Origin of the sequence: Methylobacterium mesophilicum SR1.6/6, assembly GCF_000364445.2 — a bacterium.
GTDB classification, from domain to species: Bacteria; Pseudomonadota; Alphaproteobacteria; order Rhizobiales; family Beijerinckiaceae; genus Methylobacterium; species Methylobacterium mesophilicum_A.
The window spans coordinates 5,209,267-5,234,592 of sequence record NZ_CP043538.1; the positions used below are offsets into that span (position 1 = coordinate 5,209,267).

The 25,326-nt window shown below is 72.3% G+C and carries 19 protein-coding genes and 1 pseudogene; 9 read left to right on the top strand and 11 right to left on the bottom strand.

The window, feature by feature from the left end; genetic code table 11:
• Positions 1-69: 69 nt before the first annotated feature.
• The 5 genes from MMSR116_RS24675 to MMSR116_RS24695 all read right to left on the bottom strand — a co-directional run bounded on the left by MMSR116_RS24675 (position 70) and on the right by MMSR116_RS24695 (position 6,990).
• Positions 70-1,041 (bottom strand): ABC transporter substrate-binding protein, encoded by a 972-nt coding sequence (locus MMSR116_RS24675; RefSeq protein ID WP_010685530.1) that lies wholly within the window; start codon positions 1,039-1,041, stop codon positions 70-72.
• Between the two features lie 184 nt (positions 1,042-1,225).
• A complete protein-coding gene (locus MMSR116_RS24680; RefSeq protein ID WP_010685531.1) occupies positions 1,226-2,380 on the bottom strand; it encodes an acyl-CoA dehydrogenase family protein in 1,155 nt (384 codons plus the stop codon).
• Positions 2,381-2,517: 137 nt separating this feature from the next.
• Positions 2,518-3,714 carry an acyl-CoA dehydrogenase family protein gene (locus tag MMSR116_RS24685; protein ID WP_010685532.1) on the bottom strand — a complete coding sequence of 399 codons (1,197 nt, stop codon included), beginning with the start codon at positions 3,712-3,714 and terminating at the stop codon, positions 2,518-2,520.
• A 4-nt stretch (positions 3,715-3,718) separates the two neighbouring features.
• Positions 3,719-4,906, bottom strand: a complete 1,188-nt coding sequence (locus tag MMSR116_RS24690) for an acetyl-CoA C-acyltransferase (protein WP_010685533.1) — start codon at positions 4,904-4,906, stop codon at positions 3,719-3,721.
• Between the two features lie 14 nt (positions 4,907-4,920).
• Complete coding sequence (locus tag MMSR116_RS24695) at positions 4,921-6,990, bottom strand: 3-hydroxyacyl-CoA dehydrogenase NAD-binding domain-containing protein (protein WP_010685534.1); 2,070 nt, start codon at positions 6,988-6,990, stop codon at positions 4,921-4,923.
• A 334-nt stretch (positions 6,991-7,324) separates the two neighbouring features.
• Here MMSR116_RS24695 and MMSR116_RS24700 point away from each other — a divergent pair, with 334 nt between their 5' ends.
• Genes MMSR116_RS24700 through MMSR116_RS24715 form a run of 4 tightly spaced genes read left to right on the top strand, consistent with a single transcriptional unit; the run spans position 7,325 to position 11,111 of the window.
• Positions 7,325-8,353, top strand: coding sequence for an NAD(P)H-dependent flavin oxidoreductase (locus MMSR116_RS24700; protein WP_010685535.1), 1,029 nt, complete (start codon positions 7,325-7,327; stop codon positions 8,351-8,353).
• On the top strand, positions 8,350-9,087 hold the full coding sequence (locus MMSR116_RS24705; RefSeq protein ID WP_010685536.1) for an enoyl-CoA hydratase/isomerase family protein: 738 nt from the start codon (positions 8,350-8,352) through the stop codon (positions 9,085-9,087). Before MMSR116_RS24700 ends, MMSR116_RS24705 begins: the two co-directional genes overlap by 4 nt.
• Complete coding sequence (locus tag MMSR116_RS24710; protein WP_010685537.1) at positions 9,084-9,902, top strand: IclR family transcriptional regulator; 819 nt, start codon at positions 9,084-9,086, stop codon at positions 9,900-9,902. The genes MMSR116_RS24705 and MMSR116_RS24710 overlap by 4 nt, the downstream gene beginning before the upstream one ends.
• Positions 9,903-9,914: 12 nt before the next feature.
• Positions 9,915-11,111, top strand: coding sequence for a CaiB/BaiF CoA transferase family protein (locus MMSR116_RS24715; protein ID WP_010685538.1), 1,197 nt, complete (start codon positions 9,915-9,917; stop codon positions 11,109-11,111).
• 76 nt (positions 11,112-11,187) lie between these two features.
• Here the strand turns inward: MMSR116_RS24715 and MMSR116_RS24720 are convergent, their stop codons facing one another.
• Positions 11,188-12,153 (bottom strand): NAD-dependent epimerase/dehydratase family protein, encoded by a 966-nt coding sequence (locus tag MMSR116_RS24720; protein ID WP_010685539.1) that lies wholly within the window; start codon positions 12,151-12,153, stop codon positions 11,188-11,190.
• A gap of 113 nt (positions 12,154-12,266) precedes the next feature.
• A complete protein-coding gene (locus MMSR116_RS24725; RefSeq protein WP_010685540.1) occupies positions 12,267-13,496 on the bottom strand; it encodes a complex I NDUFA9 subunit family protein in 1,230 nt (409 codons plus the stop codon).
• Between the two features lie 178 nt (positions 13,497-13,674).
• Between MMSR116_RS24725 and MMSR116_RS24730 the strand changes: the two genes are divergently transcribed.
• Positions 13,675-13,881 carry a hypothetical protein gene (locus MMSR116_RS24730; protein ID WP_010685541.1) on the top strand — a complete coding sequence of 69 codons (207 nt, stop codon included), beginning with the start codon at positions 13,675-13,677 and terminating at the stop codon, positions 13,879-13,881.
• A gap of 10 nt (positions 13,882-13,891) precedes the next feature.
• Here MMSR116_RS24730 and MMSR116_RS24735 read toward each other — a convergent pair whose 3' ends face one another.
• From MMSR116_RS24735 to MMSR116_RS24750, 4 genes are all read right to left on the bottom strand, one after another.
• Positions 13,892-14,830, bottom strand: a complete 939-nt coding sequence (locus MMSR116_RS24735) for an MBL fold metallo-hydrolase (RefSeq protein ID WP_010685542.1) — start codon at positions 14,828-14,830, stop codon at positions 13,892-13,894.
• 205 nt (positions 14,831-15,035) lie between these two features.
• Complete coding sequence (locus MMSR116_RS24740) at positions 15,036-16,229, bottom strand: L,D-transpeptidase family protein (RefSeq protein WP_010685543.1); 1,194 nt, start codon at positions 16,227-16,229, stop codon at positions 15,036-15,038.
• Between the two features lie 193 nt (positions 16,230-16,422).
• Positions 16,423-17,358 (bottom strand): helix-turn-helix domain-containing protein, encoded by a 936-nt coding sequence (locus MMSR116_RS24745; protein WP_010685544.1) that lies wholly within the window; start codon positions 17,356-17,358, stop codon positions 16,423-16,425.
• A 212-nt stretch (positions 17,359-17,570) separates the two neighbouring features.
• The gene (locus MMSR116_RS24750; RefSeq protein WP_010685545.1) at positions 17,571-20,156 is read right to left on the bottom strand and encodes an ABC transporter ATP-binding protein; all 2,586 of its coding nucleotides are present in this window, start codon (positions 20,154-20,156) and stop codon (positions 17,571-17,573) included.
• A 421-nt stretch (positions 20,157-20,577) separates the two neighbouring features.
• Between MMSR116_RS24750 and MMSR116_RS24755 the strand changes: the two genes are divergently transcribed.
• The 4 genes and pseudogenes from MMSR116_RS24755 to nrfD all read left to right on the top strand — a co-directional run bounded on the left by MMSR116_RS24755 (position 20,578) and on the right by nrfD (position 25,280).
• Positions 20,578-21,237, top strand: a complete 660-nt coding sequence (locus MMSR116_RS24755) for a cytochrome c3 family protein (protein ID WP_010685546.1) — start codon at positions 20,578-20,580, stop codon at positions 21,235-21,237.
• Positions 21,234-21,356, top strand: a pseudogene (locus MMSR116_RS32600) (TAT-variant-translocated molybdopterin oxidoreductase); the annotation flags it as partial. The gene MMSR116_RS24755 and the pseudogene MMSR116_RS32600, both read left to right, overlap by 4 nt.
• A gap of 637 nt (positions 21,357-21,993) precedes the next feature.
• Entirely contained in the window at positions 21,994-24,204 is a 2,211-nt protein-coding gene (locus MMSR116_RS32605; protein WP_432419878.1) for a 4Fe-4S dicluster domain-containing protein, read from the top strand.
• Between the two features lie 2 nt (positions 24,205-24,206).
• Entirely contained in the window at positions 24,207-25,280 is a 1,074-nt protein-coding gene (gene nrfD, locus MMSR116_RS32060) for an NrfD/PsrC family molybdoenzyme membrane anchor subunit (protein ID WP_244625527.1), read from the top strand.
• Positions 25,281-25,326 lie beyond the last annotated feature (46 nt).

Here is a 25,326-nt window from a genome sequence, read left to right on the forward strand (position 1 = left end):
AGCCCCTGGTGAACGTGTCGGAAACAGCGAAGCTCCCGCGGTGCCGCAAAAATCGCCGGGCGCTGGGCCTCAGTTCGAGGCCGCGGTCGTGAAGCTCCGGTCGACGGCCCGGCCGACATCGAGCGTCTTCGACAGGATGCCGTACCGCGTGGCCCGATCTGCAGCCTCCTGAACCTCCCTCACGACGCCGTCGTCGATCGCGATCGGGCCGGTCCGCTGCGCCGTATAGGCCGCGCGCAGGACGTCTTCGGGCAGCTTGGTCAGGCCGGCCGTGCTGCGGGCATACTCATCGAGGTGGTCCAGCGACCAGAGCCGCGCCTTGCTCAGGCGGTTCAGGAAGTCCTGCACGGCGGCCCGTTTGGTGGCGATGGCGGCGTCCGACGCGACGATTAAGGTGATGGTCGGGGTCAGATCTGTCCCGTCGGCGACCGGGCGGGCGTGATCCTTCAGCGTCGCGAACGAGACGTAGGGTTCCCAGACCGCCCAGGCATCCACCGAGCCGGCCATCAGCGCGACCTTGGCGTCGACGGGGTTCAGCGGGGCGAAGCTGGCCTCCGACGGCGCGATCCCCGCCTTCTCCAGCGTCGCGCTGATCAGGAACTGGCCCCAGCCGCCGCGGGTGCCGGCCAGCCGCTTGCCCTTGAGATCGGCGGCCGAGCGGATCGTCGAATCCTGGCGGACCAGGATGGCCTGCGTCCGCGGGTTCGACCTGGTGCCGCCGATCGCCTTGATCGGTGCGCCCGCGGCGAAGACCGTGAGGAAGGAGAGATCGCCGGTGTAGCCGACGTCGAGGGCGCCCGCGTTGAGTGCCTCCAGGATCGGTGCAGCGGCGGGGAATTCCGACCACTCGATCCGATAGGGCAGATCCCTCGCGGTGCCGGCGATCTCCAGGAGCGACCGGTTCCCACCCTTCTGATCGCCGACCCGCAGGACGACCGTGTCGGCCGCGAACGCCGCCGCTGACCCCAGCGCCACGGCGACGACCAGGACGGAGGCCGCCAGCCGGTGGCCGACGGAACGGGCGGAGAATGCGATGCGCATGGGGCCTGTCGCGGATTGATGCTCGCGCGGCGCGGGCATTTCCAGGAACGGCCGAGTTTATGATCGGGTCGGCAGCGGTCAACGAAATGAAAATCTGTATTTCTCGCTGCCCGGGCAATGGCGTTTCACCGGATCGCTGCGCGTGAGACGATCAGGAACGGTCTTGCACCGGGCGCCATCCTCCCTATGCCGCCAGCAGCCCGTTCTCGTCCTGCGTGATCCGGCGCAGGTGATGGGCGGTGTCGCCGAGCTGGTACTCGATCATGGCGAGCCGCTTGAAGTGGTGCGCCCCGATGTATTCCAGGGTCATGCCGATTCCGCCGTGGAGCTGGACCGCTTCCTGGCCGACGTAACGGCAGGCCTTGTTGATCTGCACCTTCACGGCCGACAGGGCCGCGGCCCGCGCCTGCGCGTCGGGCGTGTCCACCATCATGGCGGCGTAGAGCGCCATCGAGCGGGCCTGTTCGAGCTGGATCAGCATGTCGACCGCCCGGTGCTGCAGGGCCTGGAACGATCCGACGCTGACGCCGAACTGCTTGCGGGTCTTGAGATACTCGACCGTGAGCTTGTGGAGCGCGTCCATGGAGCCGACCGCCTCGGCGGCCAGCGCCGCGATGCCGTGCTCCACCACCCGCTCCAGGAGCGGCAGGCCTGCGTCCGGATCTCCGAGGGCCGCGTCGGCCGGGAGCTGCACCTCCGAGAAGGAGACCTCCGCGGCCCGGCCGCCATCCTGGGTCGGATAGGCCTCGATCGCGAGGCCGGCGGCATCGGTGGGGACCAGGAACAGCCCGATCCCCTGCGGGTCGCGCCGTTCTCCCGAGACGCGGGCGGAGACCACCATCAGGCCGGCCGCGTCGGCATTGGGCACCACGCTCTTCGCTCCGCTCAGCACGAACCCGTCGCCCGAGCGCCGGGCCGTCGTCGCGACGTCCGCGAGGTCGTAGCGGGACTGGCGCTCGGTGTGGGCGAGGGTCAGGCGCAGGTCGCCGCCGACGAGACCCGGGACGAGGCGCTCCTTCTGCGCGGCGCTGCCGCCGAGCCGCAGGGCCGTGGAGCCGAGCACGAGGCTGGCGAGCAGGGGCTCGACCACGAGGTTGCGGCCCACCGCCTCCATGACCAGCATGGTCTCCACCGGACCGCCGCCGAACCCGCCCTCCTCTTCCGAGAAGGGCAGGCCGGTGACGCCGAGTTCCGCGAAGGCGGCCCAGCCCTCGGCGGGGAAGCCGAGCGGCGCCTTCAGCCGCGCCTGCCGGCTCTCCAGCGACGGGTAGAGGTCGGCGGAGAGCCGCTCGACGCTGTCGCGCAGGAGCGACTGGTCCTCGTTCAGGTCGAAATCCATGGTGATGTTCCTCTACCCCCTCTCCTCCCCCTTGCGGGGAGGAGCCGGAGGTGGGGGTGGTGCGGAAGGCACCGCGGCGCTCGATCCTCAACCACCCCCACCCCTGACCCCTCCCCGCAAGGGGGAGGGGAAATCGCTCACAGCCCCAGAATGCCCTTGGCGATGACGTTGTGCTGGATCTCGTTCGAGCCGCCGTAGATCGAGACCTTGCGGTTGTTGAAGTAGCTCGGCGCGGCGGCATCGACCCAGTCGAAGCCCCCGGGCAGGTTGTTGGCGCCCGCGCCCCGCGCCGGGGCCGCGAGGGCGAAGGGGCCGGCGAGTTCCACCAGCAGCTCGGTCGCCGCCTGCTGGAGCTGCGAGCCGCGGATCTTGAGGAGCGAGGAAGCCGGGTCCGGCTCCACCGAATCCGCCCGGCCCTGCTTGGCGGCGACCCGCATCTGCGTGATCTCCAGGGCCTTCAGCTCGACCTCGACCTCCGCGACGCGAGACCGGAAGGCGGGATCGTCCCACATCGTGCCGGGTCCGGCCGGCATCTCCCGGGCCAGCCGCTTGATCCGGGCGATCCGCTCCTTGGTCAGCCCGATCCGGGCGATGCCGGTCCGCTCGTTGGCGAGCAGGAACTTCGCGTAATCCCAGCCCCGGTTCTCCTCGCCCACGAGGTTCTCGACGGGCACGCGGACGGAATCGAAGAAGACTTCGTTGACTTCGTGCCGGCCCTCCAGGGTGAGGATCGGCCGCACGGTGATGCCGGGGGTCTTCATGTCGATCAGCAGGAACGAGATGCCGCGCTGCTTCTTGGCCTCGAAATCGGTGCGCACGAGGCAGAAGATCCAGTCGGCATGCTGGCCCAGCGTCGTCCAGGTCTTTTGGCCGTCGACGACGTAGTGGTCGCCGTCGCGCACCGCCTTGGTCTTGAGCGAGGCGAGGTCCGAGCCGGCGCCGGGCTCGGAGAAGCCCTGGCACCACCAGTCGTCGAGATTGGCGGCGCGCGGAAGGAAGCGCGCCTTCTGGTCCTGCCGGCCGAAGGTCGCCAGCACCGGGCCGAACATGTAGCAGTTGAATTGCTGCGGCAGTGGCACCGCCGCCTGGAACAGCTCCTCCGTGTAGATGTAGCGCTGGATCGGGGTCCAATCCCGGCCGCCCCATTCCTGCGGCCAGTGCGGCACCGCCCAGCCCTTGGCGTTGAGGATCCGCTGGCTGGTGACGTAGTCGTCCTTCGAGAGGCTGCGCCCTTCCGAGACCTTCTTGCGGATCTCCGCCGGGATCTCCGTCCGGCAGAAGCGCCGGACCTCGTCGCGGAACGCGATTTCCTCGTCGGTGAAGCGCAGGTCCATCGGTTCAGCTCCGGGCGATCTCGAACAGGCCGGCGCAGCCCTGGCCGCCGGCGACGCACATGGTCACGACGGCGTAGCGCGCGCCGCGGCGGCGGCCCTCCAGCAGGGCGTGGCCCACGAGCCGTGCCCCCGACATGCCGAACGGGTGGCCGACCGCGATCGCGCCGCCGTTGACGTTGACCTTGTCGGGATCGATCCCGAGCGTGTCGCGGCAGTAGACCGACTGGGACGCGAACGCCTCGTTCAGCTCCCACAGGTCGATGTCGGCGACGCGCAGGCCCTGGCGCTCGAGGAGCCGCGGCACCGCGAAGACCGGCCCGATGCCCATCTCGTCCGGGCCGCAGCCCGCCGAGGCGAAGCCCCGGAAGGTGCCCAGCGGTTCGAGACCGCGCCGCGCCGCCTCGTCGGCCGACATCAGCACACTGGCCGAGGCCCCGTCCGAGAGCTGGCTGGCGTTGCCCGCCGTGATGAAGGCGCCCTCCCCGCGCACGGGCTTGAGCTTGGACAGACCCTCCAGGGTCGTGTCCGGCCGGTTGCCCTCGTCCTTGGCGAGCCGCGTCTCGACCTCCCGGGTCTCGCCGGTGGCCTTGTCGGTCACCGCCATCACGGCGGACATCGGAACGATCTCGTCGTCGAACAGCCCGCGCGCCTGGGCATCGGCCGTGCGGCGCTGGCTCTCCAGGGCGAATTGGTCCTGCGCCTCCCGGGAAATGCCGTATCTTTCCGCCACGATGTCGGCGGTCTCGATCATGGGCATGTAGATCGCCGGCAGATGGGCCTCCAGCCACGCGTTGCGGGTCAGCTCCCGCTGCACCTTCGGCTGCACGAGGCTGATCGACTCGACGCCGCCCGCCACCGCCACCGGCACGCCGTCGAGGACGATCCGGCGCGCCGCGCTGGCGATCGCCTCCAGGCCCGAGGCGCAGAAGCGCGAGACCGTGACGCCGGCCGAGTCCACCGGGATCCCCGCCACCAGGGCGGCGTGGCGGGCGACGTTGCCGCCCGTGGCGTTCTCCGGATAGCCGCAGCCGAGCACCACCTCCTCGACCGCCGCCGGCTCCAGGCGCGCCCGGTCCAGGGCGCCGCGGATCGCGTGGGCCGCGAGGTCGGCGCCGCGGGTGAGGTTCAGCGCGCCGCGATGGGCCTTGCCGATGGGCGTGCGGGCGGTCGAGACGATCACCGCGTCGGTCATGATCTCTCTCCCGCTCAGGCGTTCTTCAGGTCGGCGAAGCGGCCGCCCTCGGCGGCGAGGCGCTTCAGGAGCGGCGCCGGCTCCTGGCTGTCGTCGCCGGTCTCGGCCGCGAAGCGCGACAGCGCCTCCGCGACGGTCTTCAGCCCGACCGTGTCGGCCCAGTGCATCGGGCCGCCGCGCCAGGCCGGCCAGTTGTAGCCGTTGATCCAGATCGTATCGATGTCGCCGGGCCGGGCCGCGATGCCCTCCTCCAGGATCCGCGCGCCCTCGTTGACCATCGGGTACATCAGCCGGGCGACGATCTCCTCGGGTGTGAAGCTGCGGCGCGCGACGCCGTGCTCGGCGGCGACGCGCGCGATCAGCGCTTCCACCTCCGGGTCCCGCGTGCCGGTGCGGGCGCCGTCCGGGTACAGGTAGAAGCCCCGGCCGGTCTTCTGACCGTAGCGGCCCTGCTCGGCGAGCGAATCGGCGACCGGGGCTCGTCCGCCGAAATCCTTGCGCGAGCGCCAGCCGATATCGAGCCCCGCGAGGTCGCTCATGGCGAAGGGGCCCATCCGGAAGCCGAACCCGGTCACCGCCGCGTCGACCTCGTGGGGCAGCGCGCCCTCGAGCAGCAGCCGCTCGCCGGCCCGGCTGCGGCGCTCCAGCATGCGGTTGCCGACGAAGCCGAAGCAGACCCCCACCGTCACCGGCAGCTTGTTGAGGCGCTTGCCCAGGTCGAGGGCGGTGGCGAGGACCTCCGGGGCGGTCTTCTCGGCCCGGACCACCTCGACGAGGCGCATGACGTTGGCCGGGCTGAAGAAGTGCAGGCCGAGCACGTCCTGCGGCCGGTCCGTCACCGCCGCGATGGCGTTCACGTCGAGATAGGAGGTGTTGGTGGCCAGGATCGCGCCGGGCTTCGCGATCTGGTCGAGCGTCGAAAAGATCTCGCGCTTGACGCCCATGTCCTCGAAGGCCGCCTCGACGACGATGTCGGCCGCCCGGGCGTTCTCCAGGCCGAGCGCCCCGGTGATCTGGCCGACCCGCGCGTCGCGCTGAGTTTCGGTGATCGAGCCGCGCTTGGCCGAGCCGGCGTAGAGCCCCTTCACCCGGTCGAGGCCGCGCGCGAGGGCACCCTCTTCCGTCTCGATCACCGTCACGGGGATGCCGGCATTGGCGAAGCACATGGCGATGCCGCCGCCCATCGTGCCGGCGCCGATCACGGCGGCCGTCTGGATCGGGCGACGGGCTGTCTCCTTCGGCAGGCCGGGCACCCGGGCCGCCTCGCGCTCGGCGAAGAAGGCGTAGCGCAGGGCCTTCGAGCGCGGATCCTCCACCAGGGCCCGGAACTCGGCGCGCTCCACCGCCACCGCGGCGTCGAAATCCTGTTCCAGGCCGGCGCGCACGGCCCGCACGAGGGCGTGCACGTTCGTGGCGTCGGGATCGCGCTTGACCGCCTCGGCGGCCTGCGCCTCGAATTGTCCGCGCGCCTCCGGCGTCAGCTTCTCAGACCGGTCGCGCACCCGCGGCAGGACGCCGGAATCGGCGAGCTCCAGCGCCCGCTTGCGGGCCTCGGCCACGAGGTCGCCCAGCACCACGGCATCGACGATCCCGAGCGCCGCCGCCTTCTCGGCGGAGACGGGCTCGCCGGTGAGCATCATCGGGAAGGCGGCGTCCGGACCGATCAGGCGCGGCAGACGCTGCGTGCCCCCCGCCCCCGGGATGATCCCGAGCTTGATTTCCGGCAGGCCGATCTTGGCCGACGGTGCCGCGACGCGGCCGTGACAGGCCATCGCCAGTTCCAGGCCGCCGCCGAGCGCCGCGCCGCCGATGGCCGCCACCACCGGTTTCGGGCTGGCATCGAGGCGGTCCAGCAGGTCCGGCAGGCTCGGCGGGCGCTGCGGCTGGCCGAACTCGCCGATATCGGCGCCGCCGACGAAGACCTTGCCCTCGGCGGCCAGCACGATGGCGCGGACCGCAGCGTCCGCGATGGCTTTCGTCAGGGCCTCGTCGAGGGCCGCCCGCAGCGCGGCGCCCAGCGCGTTGACCGGCGGGTTGGCGAGCGTGAGCACCGCCACGCCGCCTTCGACCTCCTGACGAACCACCCCGAACTCCCTGTCGTTCTGCACCGCAGAATAATCGTCTGTCGCTCGGCGAATGTTGGTGCGCTGCCGGCCCATCGTCAAGGACGGATCGAGACATCCGCCCGGGCATGGTCCGCTGTTCTGCATTGCAGAAGAAGGGCCGCCCGATGGTTTGACCCGTGACCCGGCCGCGTGCGATCAGGGCGGCTCCGGCAGAATTCGGCTGCAGTCGTTGCCGGGCGTTCGCCGGCTTGGTGGCCTGAGGCAGGGGGAGGATCGCGGTGCGCGGCATCGATCGGGGCGAGCGGCCGAGGCGTGCCGGTTCGGCGCGGGATCGGGCGACGAGGAGCGTGCGGTGAGCGACGGTCCCGAACAGCTCCCGGCCGGCCGCCTGCCCGAAGCCCTGCGCGGCCGGCTCACCCTGCCGGTCATCTGCGCGCCGATGTTCATCGTCTCCGGGCCGGAGCTGGTGATCGCCCAGTGTCTTGCCGGCGTGGTCGGGTCGTTCCCCGCGCTGAACGCCCGGCCGGCCGAGCTGCTGGACGAGTGGCTCGCGCGGATCACCCGCACGCTGGCCGAGGCCCGGGCGGCGGACCCTGCGAGACGGATCGCCCCTTTCGCGGTGAACCAGATCGTCCACGCCTCCAACGACCGTCTGGCGCAGGACGTCGAGGCCTGCGTCCGGCACCGGGTGCCGATCATCATCACCTCGCTGCGGGCGCCGGACGCGGTGATCCGCCCGGTCCACGCCTATGGCGGCGTGGTGTTCCACGACGTGACCAACGTGCGCCACGCCGAGAAGGCCCTGGAGGCCGGCGTCGACGGGTTGATCCTGGTCTGCACCGGGGCGGGCGGGCATGCGGGGACGCTGAGCCCCTTCGCCCTCGTCGGCGAGATCCGGCGGTTCTACGACGGGCCGCTGATCCTGTCGGGGGCGATCACCTCGGGCTCCGCGATCCTGGCGGCCCAGGCCATGGGGGCCGACCTCGCCTATATGGGCACCCGGTTCATCGCCACCCGGGAGGCGAACGCGGTCCCCGCCTACAAGGACATGATCGCCGGCAGCGCGGCCGCCGACATCCTCTACACCCCCTACTTTACGGGCGTGCCGGGCAACTACCTGACGCCGAGCATCCGCGCCGCCGGCCTCGATCCCGAGGCGCTGCCGGTGCGCGACAAGACCGCGATGAACTTCGGCAGCGGCAGCGTGAAGGCGTGGCGCGACGTCTGGGGCGCCGGCCAGGGCGTCGGCACCATCGCGGACGCGCCGGCCACCGCCGACCTCGTGGCCCGCCTCACCCGCGAATACGCGGCGGCGCGGGCGCGGGCGGCCGGAGTCTCGGCGGATTACGCTGCGGATCACGCGGGCGGTGCTGCGCCGTGAGCGTCCGCGTCACCGATCCGGAGCCCGGGATCCGGCTCGTCACCATCGACCGGCCGGAGCGGCGCAACGCCCTCGACCGGGCGGCCTACGCGGATCTGACCGCCACCTTCGGGGCCGTGTCGAGCGATGAGGCCGTGGGGGCCGTCGTGCTGACCGGCGCGGGCGGCTGCTTCACCGCAGGCAACGACCTGAAGGATTTCCAGGACGTGGAGACCGGAGGCGACAGCCCCGGCCTCACCTTCCTCACGGCCCTGCGCGCGTGCGCGAAGCCGGTCGTGGCCGCGGTGGAGGGGCACGCCGTCGGCATCGGCACGACGCTGCTGCTCCATTGCGACCTCGCCTATGCCGGAGCCGGTGCCCGGTTCCGCTTGCCGTTCACGGCGCTGGGCCTCAGCCCGGAGGGCGGGTCGAGCTATCTTCTGCCCCTGGTGGCGGGATCGAAGCGCGCCGCAGCGCTGCTGATGCTCGGCGAGCCCTTCACCGCGGAGGACGCCGCGTCCGCCGGCCTCGTCAACGCCGCCGTGCCGGCGGGCACCGCGCTCGAGACCGCGCTGGCCAAGGCGCGGGCGCTCGCCGCCCTGCCCCGGGTGTCGATCGCCGCCACCAAGCGAGCCCTGCGCCGGGGCCAGGACGAGAGCGTCGCCCGCGCGCTGGCCGAGGAGGCGGAGGTGTTCCACGCGCTGCGCCGCGGCCCGGAGGCGCAGGCGGCGTTCGCGGCCTTCCTGCGCCGATGACGGCCGGAGAGACGACCCTGCTGGCCGAGCCCGACGCCGCCGGGGCCGGGCCCAAGGAGGACCGCCACTTCGTCACGGCGCTGGCCCGGGGGCTGTCGGTGCTGGCCTGCTTCGGCCCCGGCCGCACGAGCCTCGCCAACCACGACATCGCCGAGGCCTGCGGGCTTCCGCGCTCCACCGTGTCGCGGCTCACCTATACGCTGACCAAGCTCGGCTACCTGCAGCACATGCCCGAGCTCGGCCGCTACCGGCTCGGCACGGCGACCATCGCGCTCAGCTCGGCGGCGCTCGGCGGCCTCGACGTGCGCGCCATCGCCCGCCCGGTGCTGCGGGCCGTCGCCGAGGCCGCCAACGCCTCCGTGGGCCTCGGCGTGCGCGACCGGCTCAGCATGCGCTACGTCGATTGCCAGCGCGGCCCGGCGGCGATCTCGCTCAATCTCGACACCGGCTCGCGCATCTCGCTGGCCCGCAGCGCCATGGGCCGCGCCTACGTGGCGGTCTGCCCGGACCGCGAGCGCGCGGGCATCTACGAGGATCTGAAGGCGCTCGATCCGGTGGCCTGGCCGGCCCTCCGCACCTGTCTCGACCGGGCGGTGGACGAGCACCGGGAACTCGGCTGCTGCACCTCGTTCGGCGACTGGCAGGAGACCGTCTGTGCCATCGCGGTGGGCTTCCATCCCGGCGGCGGCCTGCCGCCCATGTCGGTCAATTGCGGCGCCCCCACCGTCATCACCGATGCGCGCTTCCTCTTGGAGGTGGCGCGCCCCAAACTCATCGATGCCGTGCGCAGCCTCGACGGCGTCATGGGAGCCTGAGGACCTTTCGCGATGGATGCCGCTGCCGACCTGCCGCTCGCCGGAATCCGCGTCCTCGACCTGTCCCGGGTCCTGGCGGGACCCTGGTGCGCGCAGGTGCTGGGCGATCTCGGCGCCGACGTGATCAAGGTCGAGCACCCGGAGCGCGGCGACGACACCCGCGACTGGGGCGTGCCGACGAGTCCCGGCAACACCTCGTATTTCGACAGCGTGAACCGCAACAAGCGCTCGATCGGCGTCGACCTCGCCACGCCGGAGGGGCTGGCGATCGTCAAGGCGCTCGCCCGCGAGAGCGACGTGCTGGTCCAGAACTTCAAGACCGGCGGGGCCGAGAAGCTCGGACTCGGCTACGCGGACCTCTCGGCGGAGAATTCCGGGCTGATCTACTGCTCGATCGCCGGCTACAGTTCCGATGGCTCGGAGGCCGGCCGGCCCGGCTACGACCTCGTGGTCCAGGGCGAGTCCGGCGTCATGGCGCTCAACGGCGAGGCCGGCGGACCGCCGCTCAAGTTCGGGGTCGCGGCGGTGGACCTGTTCACCGGGCAGTTCGCCGCCCAGGCCGTGCTGGCGGCCCTGTATCAGCGGGAGCGCACCGGGCGCGGCAAGGCGATCGACCTCGCCCTGTTCGATTGCGGCGTGGCGCTGACCTCCTATTACGGCCTTGAGGCGCTGGCCCGGGGCGTCGATCCGCCGCGCTACGGCAACGCCCATCCCTCGATCGTGCCCTACGGGGTGTTCGAGGCCGGCGACGGGCCGGTGGTGATCACGGTGGGCAACAACGGCCAGTACCGCCGCTTCTGCGAGCAGGTTCTGGAGCGTCCCGACCTCGTCGCCGACCCGCGCTTTGCCACCAACCTCGACCGCTCGAAGAACCGCGCCGCCTTCATCCCGGTGCTGGAGGCCGAACTCGCCAAGTGGGCGCGCGCGCCGCTGATCGCGCGGCTGCGGGCGGCCGGCATCCCCTGCGGCGAGGTGATGGGCCTGCGCGAGGCGCTGACCTGCGACCGGGCCCGGGAGGCCGGTCTCGTGGTCGAGGGCGGCGGGAACGCCCACGTGATCGCGCCGCCCTACCGTCTCGACGGACGCCGGCTGCCGGTGCGGCGCATGCCGCCGGGGCTCGGCGCGTCGAGCGGGGAGATCCTGGCGGAGGAGCTGGACTATCCGGAGGCGGAGCGCGACGCGCTCACGGCGAAGGGGGTGGTGCGGTAGCGGCGACGCTGACGGGTTCCCCCTTCACCGTGCGGGATGCCAGGCGTGACAGGCCTCAGGAGAGACACGGGCCGCCTCAACCGGCGCCGCGCGAAACCCTGAGCCGCGCCCGGGCGTCGTCCAGCACCCGCGTCAGGGCCTCGTCCCACGCGACCCGCGGCTGCCAGCCGGTGGCGGCGTGCAGGCGGCCGGCATCGCCCGCGGCGAGCGGGATCTCGGCGGGACGCACCCGCTCGGGGGCGATCCGGATCTCGAACGGCACCCGGGCCAGGGCGCGCAGCCCGTCGAGCACGCTGGCGATCGTCCGCGGCTGGCCGGAGCTGATGTTGAACACGCTCCCGTCCGCCAGGGAATCGGCGCGGCCGATCAGATCGGCATAGGCCGCCGCCACGTCGGCGACATCCAGGAAGTCGCGGTGGGAGGTGAGGTTGCCGACCTCCAGGCACGGCGGCACCAGCCCGGCCTCGATGCGGGCGATCTGACCCGCGAACGAGGCCACGACGAAGCGCTCGTCCTGCCCCGGGCCGATATGGTTGAACGGCCGCAGCACGACGAGCTTCACGCCGATCCGGGGCAGCAGGTCGCGCAGCAGCTGCTCGCCGACCCATTTCGATCGCGCATAGGTGTTGCGCGGCAGGGGCTCGGCCGCCTCGGTGAGGGCGTGTCCGGCCAGGAAGGCGCTGCCGTAGACCTCGCCGGAACTGACGAAGAAGAACGTGCAGCCCGGCACCGCCTCCACGGCGGCCACGAGGTTCATGAGGCCGTTGACGTTCACCCGCCAGGTCTGACCCGGCCCGTTGGCGGAGTCGGCCACGGAGGCGAGACCCGCGAGATGCAGGATCGCGGTCGGCCGGAAGCGGGCCACGAAGGCGCCGAGGGCGCCGTCATCCAGGAGGTCGATCGCCTCGTAGGTGACGCCCTCCGGCAGGGACGGCGGTCGCCCGCGCCCGATCCCGGCCACGCGGACGTCCGCCCCGGTGAGGAGGGGCAGAACATGACCGCCGACGAACCCGGCGGCCCCGGTGACGAGGATGCGTCTCACGACCTGTCTGCCGATCTGCCTGCCGATCCGTGGTTCGAGGGCGCGGGCACCGTGCGGTGCGGGCCAGGCTCTCAGTCCGCGACGGATCGCGCGCCGGTGCCGAGCCGGGATGCCTAGCGCTGGGTTCGGGTTCCCCAGCGCACGCCCATGCCGCCCTGGACGGTTCCCGGCGAGCCGCCGGCATCCGCCCCGATCGCCGGGCCGGAGGCGGTCTTCGGCCGGTGCTGCGAGCCGTCCGCCATGGGCTTCGGCGCCAGCATGTCGGGGACCTCGGACAGCACCTCCTCGTCCCGGTCGGTGGCGAACTGGCCCGCCTTGCGGAAGGTCCAGAGGTAGCCCGGCACCACCGCCTCGGCGGCGGTCGGGATGATCCCCAGTCCCTCGAAGGTCCGGCCCTCGGCCTTGGCGGCCTCGGAGACGATGTTGTCGTTCTGGAGCAGGACGACCTGATCGCGGGTGAGCTTCAGCGTGTCGGGCAGCAGGCCGAAGGTCAGGGTGTCGGCGATCTCCAGGAGCCGGGCCTGGAGCTTGGCCGCCGGCAGCGGCAGGTCCACGACCGGGCGCTTGCGCCGGATCGTCTTCAGCATGTAGCGCACGAAATGCTCCAGCGTGCCCACCTCCGGGCCGCCGAGTTCGTAGACCTTGCCGCCGGCCACGGTGCCGTCCACCGCCCGGGCGATCGCCTCGGCGACGTCGCCCACGAAGGCCGGCTGGAAGCGCGACTGGCCGCCGGCGAGCGGCAGGACCGGCAGCGCCCGGGCGAGGCTGGCGAAGCGGTTGAAGAAGCCGTCGCCCGGCCCGAAGATCAGCGACGGCCGGAACACCACCGCGTCGGGGCAGGCGGAGAAGACCCGCGTCTCGCCCTCGGCCTTGGTGCGGGCATAGAGCGACGGCGAGGCCGGATCGGCCCCGATCGCCGAGACCTGGATCATCCGCGCGCCCTGGCGCGCCGCCGCGCGGGCGATGGCGTCCGCCCCCTCGACCTGCAGCCGGGCGAAGCTCTGGGAGCCGGTCTCCTGCAGAATGCCGACGAGGTTGATCAGCACGTCCGACCGCTCGGCGGCCCGGGTCACCGAATCCGGGTAGCGCAGGTTCGCCTGGACGGCCACGATCTGGTTGACCTTCCCCAGCGGCTGCAGGAACAGCGCGAGGTCCGGCCGCCGCACCGCGACGCGGATCCGGTAGCCGCGCTTGGCGAGCGCCCGCACCACGTGCCGGCCGAGGAAGCCCGACCCGCCGAAGATCGTCACGAGCTGGTCCTGCGGGCGCAGGGGGCCTGGCGCCGCGGTTGCGGGGCCGCTGTCCGGTGTCGCCTGCGCGTTCGTCGTCTCTTGGCCGGTCATCGCCGTGGTCTCGGGCTCCTGGCGCGCCCGGGGGCGCCGTCACGGCGCCTACTTAGTGCGGCGCCCGAGGGCGTTGCAATCAGGCGATGTCCGAAGTTTCGGGTTTCCCGGTGCGTCCGAGCGGGAACGGCTGCGGGACCCGCGCATTTTTTCCGGCCCGCCGCGCCGGAGATTCTCGATGATCGTTGGTATGCTGATCTCTGCGGCGATCGCCGTGTTCGGGCTCCTCGTCGCCCTCGGCCGCATCGGCCACCCGATCGACGCGCAGCTCGTCAGCAATTACGGCTGGAGCATCCTGATCATCGGCGCGGCGCTGTTCGTGCTGTTCGCGGTGGGCCGGTTCAACCGGACGCGCAAGGCCCGGTCCGCCGGGCGCTCGGCCTGATCCGGGCCGGTCAGGCCACCTTGACCCGCCGGCGCAGCTCCCGGACGGCGGGGCGGCTGTTCGATCGGCGGCTCACCGTCCGGGGCGCGCCGACCGTGACGCTCTGGCGCTCCCGGGCGATGAAGGCGCTGGGCATCTCGGCCTGGAGATCGGCCTCCATGTCGCGCAGGGCCGTGTCGGAATGGGCCGGGTGCAGGTGGATGATGGCCAGCGCCTTGACGCCGGCGACCTGAGCCAGCTCGACGCCCTTCTGCCACGTCGAGTGCCCCCAGCCCCGGCAGGTCGGATACTCGCCGTCGGTGAACATGCCGTCGTAGACCATCAGGTCGGCGCCGGCCACGAAGGCCGCGAGCTCCGGGTCCGGCCAGGGATCGCTGTGCTCGATGTCGCTGATCAGGCACAGGCGGCGGCCGTTATGCTCGAACCGGTAGCCCACCGAGCCCTGCGGGTGGTTCAGGGGAATCGTGTCGACCCGCGTGCCGTCCCGGAAGGTCAGGGTCTGGCCGGCCTCGAAGCCATGATGGTGGAAGGTGCAGCACAGCTTGTCGAGCGTAACCGGGAAGAGCGGCGGCGCGAACAGGCGGTCGAGGGTCGGCCCGGCCGATTCGCCGCCGAGGTTGCCGCAATAGGTGTTGATCACCCGCTCGGCGTCGAGGACCGCCGGCTTGAAGAAGGGGAGCCCCGCCGTGTGGTCGAGATGCAGGTGGCTGAACAGCAGGTCGACTTCCTGCGGCAGGTCGGTCCGGTGGCCCTGCCCGAGGTTGTAGATGCCCGAGCCGGCGTCGACGATGAACATCCGCTGGCCGCACCGCACCTCGATGCAGGGCGTGCTGCCGCCGAACTCGGCATATTGCGGGCCGCTGACGGGGGTCGAGCCGCGGACGCCCCAGAAGCGGAGCATAAGGTCCTGGTCGGCCGCCGGACGAGCCGGCTCGGAACTGTTGGACATGGCGATCACGAATCTGCGGACGGGCGGTCCCGATCTGTTATGATCGAAACCCCGTCGCCGTTCCGGGAAGGTAGCTCTGAATACGGCAGGCCGACGGAGCGAGAGTACCGCTCATCCCCTGCCGTACCATGAATTGGTGTGCCAGGGACCGCCGTGATGTGCGGCTGCGCACACGGATGGGCGGCTGCTCGGGGCCGGTGCATGCCTAAAGCGCCTCCGCCGCGGCCAGGGCGCCGAAGGCCGATCCATGCAGATTCGGGCGGCCGAAGGCCCGGCCGTCGAGACCGGCCGCGACCCACGTGGGCAGCCCGTCGCCGTAGCGTGCCGCGAGCGGAGCGGCGAGGCGCCCGAACGGGTCGGGGGCGCGCTCGTAGACCGGGACGAAGCCAGCCATCCGCCGCGGCGCAAGGACGGAATCCGGCGCCACCCAGGTCGCCCAGACGGATTCTGGCACCGGGTGCGCGGCGCGGCGACCGGGCACGACCACCACCTCCTGCCCGGCGAAGGCGAGAGCCTCCGGCCGGCTGATGTCGCCGACCGCGCCGCCGCGGGCCGTGAAGGCCGCCCAGAAGGCGTTCTGGCCGCCGTCGGAATAGGTGGTGCGAACTGCGGGCTCCCCCGCCTCGGCGAGCGCGGCGATGCGCGCATCCTCCACCGCCCGGCGCGTGGTCACAGCCGCCTCGACGGCCGGATTCCGGGAGGCGGCGAAGGCGTAGCGGCCGGCGACCACCGAGACCTGGAGTTCCTCCCGGCTCGCCTCGAACCGGTCGGAGCCGGCCTTGAGCTCGCGCCAGAAGGCGATGTTGGGGTCGGCCCGGTGGCGGGCCATGTTCTCGGCGGTCATCCGGAACGGGTAGGACTGGAACTGGAAGGCGGGCTGCCCGCCGTTCAGCGCATCCCGCGCAATGGCGTAGATCTCGCCGACCGTGCCGTTGGTCATGGCGAAGCAACCCATCGACGAGCAGATGCCGTGGACCATCACGGCGGAGCCCGTGCCGCCATGGGCGCGGTCGTAGGCGTTGGGGTAGCCCACGTCGAAGGACAGGTAATAGTGCGAGTTCGGATTCATCTGGCGCCGTGGCACCGTGTAGAACCCCTCCGGCGTCTGCCGGTCGCCGCTCTTGCGCTTGGGTCCGAGCTGGCCGGACCAGCGGCAGATCGGAAAGGTCTTGATGAAGACGTAGCCGGACGGCCCCTTCTTCCAGACCTCGATCTCCGATTCCTTCTTGTAGGCCCGGAACAGGACCGGCGAGGCGGCCGTCACGCCCTTCTGCGCCATCAGCGCGAGGGTCGCGGCCGGGATCGGCGCCTCGGCCTTCCCGGCCTGTGCGGCGGCGGGGCCTGCGGCGACCAGGAGTGCGAGGCCCGCGGCGAGCGTGATCGAGATCGTTCGAGGCATGAACCGTCCGCCCTGGATCGGCCGGGATGGCGCCGGACAGGCACGGCCCTCCGCCCTGACGGAGTATTGCGGCGGCCGTGAGGCTGACGCGGGCCGCGGCGGCCTGACGGGCCGGGTTCATCCCATCCGCGGCGCAGCCTGGCATCAGGCTCCGGCTAACGGTCCCGGACGCCCCCTCCTGTTCCCGGAGAGGTCAGGCGCCGCCGACCGACGCCCGGTAGTCGCGCGGACTCAAGCCGTAGGCCTGCCGGAACGCACGGCTGAGGACCGCGCTGCTCCCGAAGCCGAAGGCCTCCCCGATCTCGCCGATGGACCGCCGCTCGAGGGGTTCGTCCAGGGCCGCCCGTACCGCAGCGAGGCGCTGACGGGCGAGGTAGTGCGCCACTCCGCCCTCCGGTTCGAACAGGCGGTAGAGTTGCGAGCGCGACATGCCGAGGGTCTTCGCGAGCGCGTCGATCCGGAGCGGCGTGGAGAGCTGGCGCCGGAGGAGCTGCTTCGCGGCCCTGAGCCGGACGGCATCGAGCGGCGCGCCGGCGCGCCCGATGGATTCCAGGCTCGGGCGCGCGCAGGCCGCGAGCATGTGGAGCGTGGCCTGGGCGACGTGGGCCGCGTCGACCGTCGCGATCGCGTGGCTGTGCGCGGCCAGGCTTCGCACGTGATCGGCCAGGAGGCGGCCCGCACCGCCCTGCAGGATGAGTCCGTGCAACGTGTCCTCGTCGGGCAGCACGGAGGCGACGGACGCCCGCGGCAGCGCGACGATCAGCGAGTCCGTCTCCGGCACCCGGCTGCGGCGATAGGGCTGGGACAGGTCGTTGAGGCTGATGGCGCCCGCCGGAACGTCGATCACGCCGCGTTCGGTCTCGACGCTGTAGGCGTGCCGGCTCAGGTGCAGGACGAAGCCGTCCTGGCCGTCGCGCCGGATCCGGGATCGGGACCGGCCGGGCCCCTGGGGCGCGGCATTCATGACGCGCAGGGCCAACGAGCCGATCAGGGTCGTCTCGATCTTGCCCGAGAAGCCCTGTGGGTCTGCATCGAGATCGTGCGCGGAGAACAGGGCGCGCCAAGCCTCGAACCGGTCGCGCTCGGGAAGGCTCGCAGTCGTGAAGTGGGACCGAGGTACGAAGGTCACGGCAATTCTGCTGTCGAGGGCAAGTACCTTTAACCCTGGACGTGCGCTTGGCCCGTTTCTTTCAGGTCACAGCCGACAATCACCCGTTGCCCGACCGCGCGACCGCATGTCGCTCTCGAACCCGGGTCCTGGCATGGCCGACGCCCCGGCTCCGCACGCGCCGACGCTGGTCGTCGTCAAGCTCTGCGGCCTTTGAGGCGGCCCCTGCCCCGTCAACCGACCGGAGCAGGCTCCGCCTCCTCCGGCATGTGCAGCGGCGCGACCACCGCGCTGTTCTCCACGACAACGACCGCGTCGAACGGTTCGGCGCCTTCGGGCACGCCCGTCTCGGGCAGGCAGACGATGAAGCCGCGATCGGCCCGCGCCTGCCGCAGCCGGGCGAGGCGGTCGCGCAGCCCCTCGGCCTTGCGCTCGTCGGCGGCGATCGCGACGACGAGGATGTCGGGCTCGCGCGCGAGGCACCGGCTCAGCTCGATCGCCACCCGCTCGCGCGCGTTGATCGTGCCGTCCGCGAGCGCGCCGGTGCCGGGCTGGATCTCGACCCTGCTGTCCAGGCCGAGCCCGTAGACCGAGGCTTCGAGCCCCTCGTCGGCGAGCACGCGCCGCACCAGTTCGCGGACCCGGGGCTCGGCGTTGGCCTCGCCGAGGCTGATGCGGCCGAACAGCAGGTTCTCCTCCAGGCTGGCGGCCGGGTTGACCCGGGACGGATCGTGGAACTCCACCGCGCCCGCGAGGTGGGGCGGGAGCATCCGGGCGAAGGAGCGGCGCGCCTGGACCAGACGCTCCTCGAAGGCGGCGTCGATCAGGCCGAAGCGGTGGCGGGTCTCGCTGTAGCGCAGCGCGAGCCCGATCAGGCGCGTGCGGTCGCGCTGGCCCGCGGGACCCCGGCGCAGGCTCGCGGCGTTCGGCAGCCGCGCCACGAGGTCTTCGAAGTAGCCCCGCTCGGCGGCCTGGAACAGCGAGTAGGCGTCGAACAGCGGGTGGTCGTTGGGCAGGTCGGCGAAGATCTCCACGGTGCTGCGGGCGACCGACAGGCCGATCTCCGTGAGCGGGCGCACCAGTTCCTCGGCCTCCAGCACCGCCCGCAGGTAGGGGTGGCGGGCGAAGCGCAGGGGCGCGAAGGCGCCGCCGACCGGTTCGCCGAACAGGATGTTCTCGCCGACATTCGCCTGATGATTGTATCGGTCCGGATCGAACGGCTCCACGAGGCGCTCGGCCCCCTTGGCGGCGAGCGCCTGCCGCATGGTCCGGCGGGCGGCGACGATCGCGGCCGCAAGCCGCGGCTGCGCCGTCGGATCCAGCCGTCCGGTCAGACCGCGGGCGTAGACGAACCCGTCCAGCCCCGTGAGGCGGCAGATCCCGATCAGCCCGATCTCGTCGGGCGCGTGAGCCGGATCGGTGCCGTAGAGCAGGTTCTGCCGGAGCGAGCCCGCCATCAGGATGGCCTCTCCCGCCGCGAAGGCGATCCGGCGGGCGCGCTCCGCGGCGTCGAAGACGCGCAGATCCGTGCCCCCGTAGGTGACGGCGCCCGCGGTCGGCTCGACCTGCCCGGCCAGGACGGCGGCCAGCGCCCGGGCGCCGCTGCCGCGGCTGCCGGTGATCGCCACGTGGCCCGGCATGGGGAACGCCACGTCGACGCCCGTCAGGCGCTCGCCCGTCGCCGGATCGAAGGCCCCGACCCCCTCCGTCGCCAGGATCCCTGACCGCGGCAGCGGCAGCGCGGTGCCGGTCCGGGCGGCCCGCGCCCGCCGGCCTTCGAGGGCCGCGATGATGCGGGCGAGGTCGCGGAAGCGGGGGCGCACCGCCCGGCGCACCGTCCACAGGCGGGCGCAGATGGCCGCGAGCCAACCGGCCAGGCCGAAGGCGCCGGTCGCCGCCAGGAGCGCGGCCGGGTCCACCGGCGGGACCGGGGCGGCACCGGGCCCGGTCGAGCGCCACAGCGCCGTCCCGACCGCGATCGCCGGCAGGATCACCGCCAGCGCCAGCGCCGGCGCCCGCGCGTAGGCCAGCCGCGCCTCGGCCCGGGCCACGTTGGTCCGCATCGCGGCGACGCGGGAGGCGATGCGTCCCCGCTCCAGGGCGGCGGCCCCGTGGCTGCGCACCGCCGGCAGGCGCCGGACGAGGTCGTTCAAATTGTCCTCCGCCCGTGCACTGGAGCGCAGCCGCAGGTCCTGCCGGTCCCGCGCCCGTTCGAGCACCAGCCCGTAGGCGAGACCCACCGCCCCGAGCCCCACCACGGCGGCCGGGATCAGCCGGGGGGCAGCGAGCGCCGCGAAGCCCAGCGCCAGGAGCAGGGCCGCGAGGGTCATGGCCGGCAGGACGATGCCGGCGGCGAGCAGCCGGTCGGCCCGCGCCAGCACCTCGCCGACGAGCCGGGCGAGGCTGCGGGTCTCGTCCCGCGCCCCGGCCGGCGCGTCGAGGATCGTCCCCAGGACGGCGTTGCGGACCGTGTCGGCGGCCCGGTTCTGGGCCTTGAAACACAGGCGCGCCACGCTCCAGCCGAGCGCTGCCAGAATCACCGCGCAGGCGGCGATGCACAGAAAGGCCGCGAGTTCGAGTTCGGCCGGACGCATCGCCACGCCGGGTGCGACGACGAACTCCCGGCCGGGCAACGGCACGGCGAGGCGCAGGAACGGCAGCACGGGCGCCTCGTCCCTGGGCAGAACTGCGATCAGGTCGCGCAGGCACAGCAGCGCCAGCGCGCAGAGCGGGGCGCCGATCCCGACCGTCAGGGCCACCGCGGCGGCGTGAAGACGCCGAGCGGCACGCCAGGTCAGGACGAGAGGATCGGATTCCATGCGTCTCCGGGTGAAGTTCAGGCCGCCCCGCTGCTGCCTGGGGCATAGGCCTTCGGCTCGCCTGCGGGAAGGGTGGCCGGTCGGCTGCCACCGGCCGCGACATGTCGGACCGCAGGGTCCGGCTTCTAGCGTCGGTTCTGGAAGCGCTCTAGATTGTCCTGGGTGGCGTGCGGACAGTGTCGTCGGGTGCGGCCGCAGCGCAGCTGTCGCTCTGTCCGATTGGGCCGCATTCTGCGGGCGGGCCGGCACGGCGCCGGGTTCGACCGGGCTGCACTCAAGGCTGTGTTGGGACACCCTCTCCGCCGGGCCGCTTTTCCCACAGCGGCGGAGAGCGCTGTCAGAGGGTGAGGCGACGCGTGCGGCGATGGGCTGAGCAGACCGAACGCGGCCGCACGGCCGTCCCGATCCGCGGGTGCGCCTGATGGCGCAGCTGTTCACGCCCGGCGCCGACGCGCTCTATCGCCTGGCGCTCATGACCGGCGTCGCCTGCCTCGTCGGACTCCCGGTCCTGGCGGCCGGGATCGTGCGCTCGAACTACGTGACCGGCGTCGGTATCGCGCCGTCCCAGCCGCTGCCGTTCAGCCACAAGCACCATTCCGGTGAACTCGGCATCGATTGCCGCTACTGCCACACCACCGTCGAGAAGGAGGCCACCGCCGGCATCCCGCCGACGCACACCTGCATGACCTGCCACTCGCAGATCTGGACCGGCTCCGACATGCTCAAGCCGGTGCGCGACAGCTACGCGCAGGACAAGCCGCTGGAGTGGAAGCGCCTGAACAAGCTGCCGCAATACGTCTACTACAACCACTCCGTCCACGTGACGAAGGGGATCGGCTGCTCCACCTGCCACGGCGACGTGACGTCGATGCAGATGACCTACCGGGCCAACGCCTTCGAGATGCAGTTCTGCCTCGATTGCCACAGGGCGCCGGAGAAGTATGTGCGCACTCCGGACCAAGTCTGGAACATGACTTGGACGCCGCCGGCCGATCAGGCGACGCTCGGTCCGAAGCTCGTGGCGCAGAACCATATCCGCGGCGGCGCTCGGCTCACTGAATGCGGGATCTGCCATCGATGACGCCCGGGTTCGACATCGCGGTCCTGCGCGAAAAGCTCGCCGGCGGCGACGGCCCGCGGTTCTGGCGCAGCCTCGACGCTGTGGCCGACAGCCCGGAGTTCCGCGATTACCTCGCCGCCGAGTTCCCGTCGGCGGCCCGGCTCGCCGCGGCGCCCGAGCGGCGCGGCTTCCTGAAGCTGATGGCGGCCTCCTTCGCGCTGGGGGGGCTGACCGCCTGCGGCAGCGGCGGGGGCCGCGCCTACGAGGTGCCGTACGTCAACCAGCCCGAGCGGATCGTGCCGGGCACGGACCTGTCCTACGCCTCCTCGGCCCTGTTCGACGGGTTCGGCAACGGCGTCCTCGTCACCACCCGCAACGGCCGGCCCCTGAAGATCGAGGGCAATCCCGACCATCCCTGGAGCCGCGGCGGCACCGACGTGCTGGCCCAGGCCTCGGTGCTCGGCCTCTACGACCCGTTCCGATCCCAGGCGGTGCAGCATCTCGGCCGGCCGAGTTCCTGGGCGGCGTTCCGGGCGGACCTGCAGGCGCGGATGCCGGCTTGGCGCCAGAGCGGGGGCGAGGGCATCGCCCTGCTCACCGGACCGGTGACGTCGCCCAGCGTGGCGGCGCAGATCGCGCGGCTGCGGGCCGCCTACCCGGCGCTCCGCTGGTATGGCGGCGCCGGGGCCGGCCGCGACGGGATCCTACGAGGGTGCCCGGCTTGCCTACGGGCGGCCGCTGGAGACGCATCCCGATTTCGGCCGTGCCCGCACCCTCGTGGCGCTCGACGGCGATTTCCTGGACCTCGGGCCCGGCCAGGTCGGCCTGTCCTGGCGCTGGATCGAGGCCCGGCGCGCCGCCTACGCGCAGGGGCGCCTCCTCACCCTCCACGCGGCGGCCCCGACTCCGACGCTGACCAGCGCCAAGGCGGATTACGGCGTCCCCGTGCCGGCCGGCCGGCTGGAGGCCCTGGCCCGGAGCCTCCTGGCTCTGGCCGAAGGTGGCGCGGCCCCGGAGGGTGACGATCCCGTGTCCCGCTGGGCCCGGAACGCCGGCGCGGAGCTCGATCAAGCCCGCGGGGCCGGCATTGTCACCGCCGGCCTGACCGCGAGCCCGGATCTGCACGCCCTGGTGCACCGCTTGAACGATGCGTTCGGCAACACCGGCACGACCCTGGTGCACACGGCGCCCGCGGCGGAAACCGGCGCCGGGACCCTCGCGGATCTCGCCGACGCGATGGAGCGCGGCAGCGTCCGGGCCCTGATCGTGCTCGGCGCCAATCCGGTCTACGAGGCGCCCGGCGCCCTCGATTTCGCCGCCCGGATGGAGCGCGTGCCGCTCAAGATCCATGCCGGGCTGTACTACGACGAGACCGGCACCCACGCCGATTGGCACCTGCCCGCCGCACACCCGCTGGAGTCCTGGGGGGACGTGCGCTCCCTCGACGGGACCGTCGGGCTGATCCAGCCGACGATCGCGCCCCTGTACAACGGCCGCACCCTGCCGGAGATGCTGGCCTTCCTGGCGGGCGGCGAGGGCGGGGACGGCGACCGGGACGCCCTCGGCCTCCTCAAGGCGCGCTGGCGGACCGACGGCGAGGACGAGACGGCGTTCGAGGCCCGCTTCGCCGAGGCCCTGCGCCGCGGATACTTTGCCGACAGCGCGCATCCAGCCGAGGCCGTCGCGCTCACGCAGGAGCCGGCGTCCGCGTCATCCGCCGCACCCGCCGCCGAGGGCGTCGAGGTGCTGTTTCGCCCCGATCCCACCGTCTGGGACGGCACCCATGCGGACCTCGCGTGGCTGCAGGAACTTCCGAAGCCCCTGACAAAGGTGGTCTGGGAGAACGTGATCGCCCTGAGCCCGCGTCTGGCCGAGCGCGAGGGGATCGCCACGGGCGACGTCCTGCGCGTCGAGGCGGGCGGCCGCGGGATCGAGGGCCCGGCCTGGATCCTGCCCGGCCAGGCCGACGATACCGTGACGCTCGGCCTCGGCTACGGCCGCGACGTGCCGGATCACCTGTCCCGTGGCCTCGGCTACGACGCGGCGCCCGTACGCCCCCCGGGCTCGCCCTGGCGGCTCGCCGGCGCCCGGCTGACGAAGACCGGCCGGCGGAGCATGCCGGTGACGACCCAGCACCTCGGCACGATGGAGGGGCAGGATCTCGTGCGCGTGCAGGCGCTCGGCGCCGCGCCAGCGGGCGATCCGAAGGGGGCGCCGACCCCCGCCTCGTTCTACCCGCCGCCGGAGAGCCAGGACCGATGGGTTGCGGCGCAGTGGGGCATGGCCATCGACCTCGACGCCTGCATCGGCTGCAACGCCTGCGTCACCGCCTGCCAGGCGGAGAACAATATCCCGGTGGTCGGCCGCGCGGAGGTCGAGAAGGGACGCTGGATGGGCTGGCTGCGGGTCGACCGCTACTACGCGGGTGAACTCGACGCGCCGAAGACGCATTTCCAGCCGGTGCCCTGCATGCATTGCGAGAGCGCGCCTTGTGAACTCGGCTGCCCTGTGGAGGCGACGCTCCATGACAGCGAGGGGCTGAACCTGCAGGTCTACAACCGCTGCGTCGGCACCCGGACCTGCCAGAGCTACTGCCCCTACAAGGTGCGCCGCTTCAATTACCTCGACTATACTGGCGGCATGACCCCGGTGGAGCAGCAGCAGCGCAACCCCGAGGTCACGGTCCGCGCCCGCGGCGTGATGGAGAAGTGCACCTACTGCATCCAGCGCATCACCGCGGCGCGGATCGATTCGGCCAAGGACGCCCATGCCCCCATCCCGGACGGCGCCGTCGAGACCGCCTGCCAGGGCGCCTGCCCGACCCGGGCGATCACCTTCGGCAACGTCGCCGATCCGGGCAGCCGGGTCTCGGCTGCCCGCCGGGACCCGCGGGAATACGCGCTCCTCGGGCACCTGAACACGCGGCCGCGCACGACCTATCTCGCCGGGCTCGCGCCCGCCGCCGATCCGACCCGGCGGGAGGGCTGAGCGTGTCCGGCGCCCTGCTCGGCGGCACGCCCCCCGGCCCCCTGATCCGGCCGGAGGAAACCCTCCAGGGGATCGGCGGCGCTGTGACCGCGATCCCGCTGACCCATCCGGGCAACCGGCGCTGGTGGATCGCCTTCGCGGGGGCGGCCTCGCTCCTCGGCCTGTTCGCCCTCACGCTCGCCTACCTGCTCTATGCCGGCCCCGGGATCTGGGCGAACAACAACGCCGTTGTCTGGGCGCTGGACATCGCGAGCTACGATTGGTGGATCGGCGTCGCCTCCGGCAGCCTGCTGGTCTCCGCGGTCCTGCTCCTGCTCGGGGCGGAATGGCGCGGGGCGGTGAACCGCGTCGCCGAGACCCTGGCGCTTCTGGCCACCGCGGCGGCCGGGCTCTACCCGATCATCCATCTCGGGCGGCCATGGTTCTTCTTCTGGAACCTGCCCTACCCCAACACCTACGATCTCTGGCCGCAATTCCGCTCGCCGCTGCTCTGGGACGCGATCGACATCGTGTCGTTCCTGGTGATCTGCGTGAGCCTGTGGTTCATCGGCCTGCTGCCGGATCTGGCGACCCTGCGCGACCGTGCCTTCGCCGAGGCGATGCGTCAGGCCGACATCAAGGCGCCGACCCGCAAGCTCGCGCTGCTGCGCGCCCAGGTCTACGGCATCCTCGCCTCGGGCTGGCGCGGCTCGGCGGCCCACTGGCAGATCTGGGTCCCAGGCCTACCGGACTGTGGCGCTGCTCGGCGTGCTGCTGGTGGTCTCGGTCCAGACCGGCGCCTCGGTGATGCTGGCGGGCTCGCTGATGCCCGGCTGGCACAGCACGCTGCTGCCGGTGAGCTTCCTGGTGAACGCGGTCTATTCCGGTGTCGGCGTCACGGCGGTGATCGTGATGCTGATCCGCCTCGTCTACGGCCTCGACGCCCTGGTGACCGCCCGCCATCTCGATGTGCTCGGACGCCTGCTGCTCTGCCTCGGCTGCGCCAGTGCCTACTGCTACGCGGCCGAGTACTTCGACACGTTCCTCAACGGCGACGCCGAGGGGCGCGGCGTCCTGCTTCGGCGCATGACCGGTGATCACGCGCTCGTCTCATGGACGGCGATCCTCTGCCTCGTCCTGCCC

Coding starts and splice junctions, on each gene's coding strand:
- MMSR116_RS24675 (WP_010685530.1), bottom strand. CDS start 1,041: ATGCGCATCGCATTCTCCGCCCGTTCCGTCGGCCACCGGCTGGCGGCC.
- MMSR116_RS24680 (WP_010685531.1), bottom strand. CDS start 2,380: ATGGATTTCGACCTGAACGAGGACCAGTCGCTCCTGCGCGACAGCGTC.
- MMSR116_RS24685 (WP_010685532.1), bottom strand. CDS start 3,714: ATGGACCTGCGCTTCACCGACGAGGAAATCGCGTTCCGCGACGAGGTC.
- MMSR116_RS24690 (WP_010685533.1), bottom strand. CDS start 4,906: ATGACCGACGCGGTGATCGTCTCGACCGCCCGCACGCCCATCGGCAAG.
- MMSR116_RS24710 (WP_010685537.1), top strand. CDS start 9,084: ATGACGGCCGGAGAGACGACCCTGCTGGCCGAGCCCGACGCCGCCGGG.
- MMSR116_RS24715 (WP_010685538.1), top strand. CDS start 9,915: ATGGATGCCGCTGCCGACCTGCCGCTCGCCGGAATCCGCGTCCTCGAC.
- MMSR116_RS24725 (WP_010685540.1), bottom strand. CDS start 13,496: ATGACCGGCCAAGAGACGACGAACGCGCAGGCGACACCGGACAGCGGC.
- MMSR116_RS24730 (WP_010685541.1), top strand. CDS start 13,675: ATGATCGTTGGTATGCTGATCTCTGCGGCGATCGCCGTGTTCGGGCTC.
- MMSR116_RS24735 (WP_010685542.1), bottom strand. CDS start 14,830: ATGTCCAACAGTTCCGAGCCGGCTCGTCCGGCGGCCGACCAGGACCTT.
- MMSR116_RS24740 (WP_010685543.1), bottom strand. CDS start 16,229: ATGCCTCGAACGATCTCGATCACGCTCGCCGCGGGCCTCGCACTCCTG.
- MMSR116_RS24750 (WP_010685545.1), bottom strand. CDS start 20,156: ATGGAATCCGATCCTCTCGTCCTGACCTGGCGTGCCGCTCGGCGTCTT.
- MMSR116_RS24755 (WP_010685546.1), top strand. CDS start 20,578: ATGGCGCAGCTGTTCACGCCCGGCGCCGACGCGCTCTATCGCCTGGCG.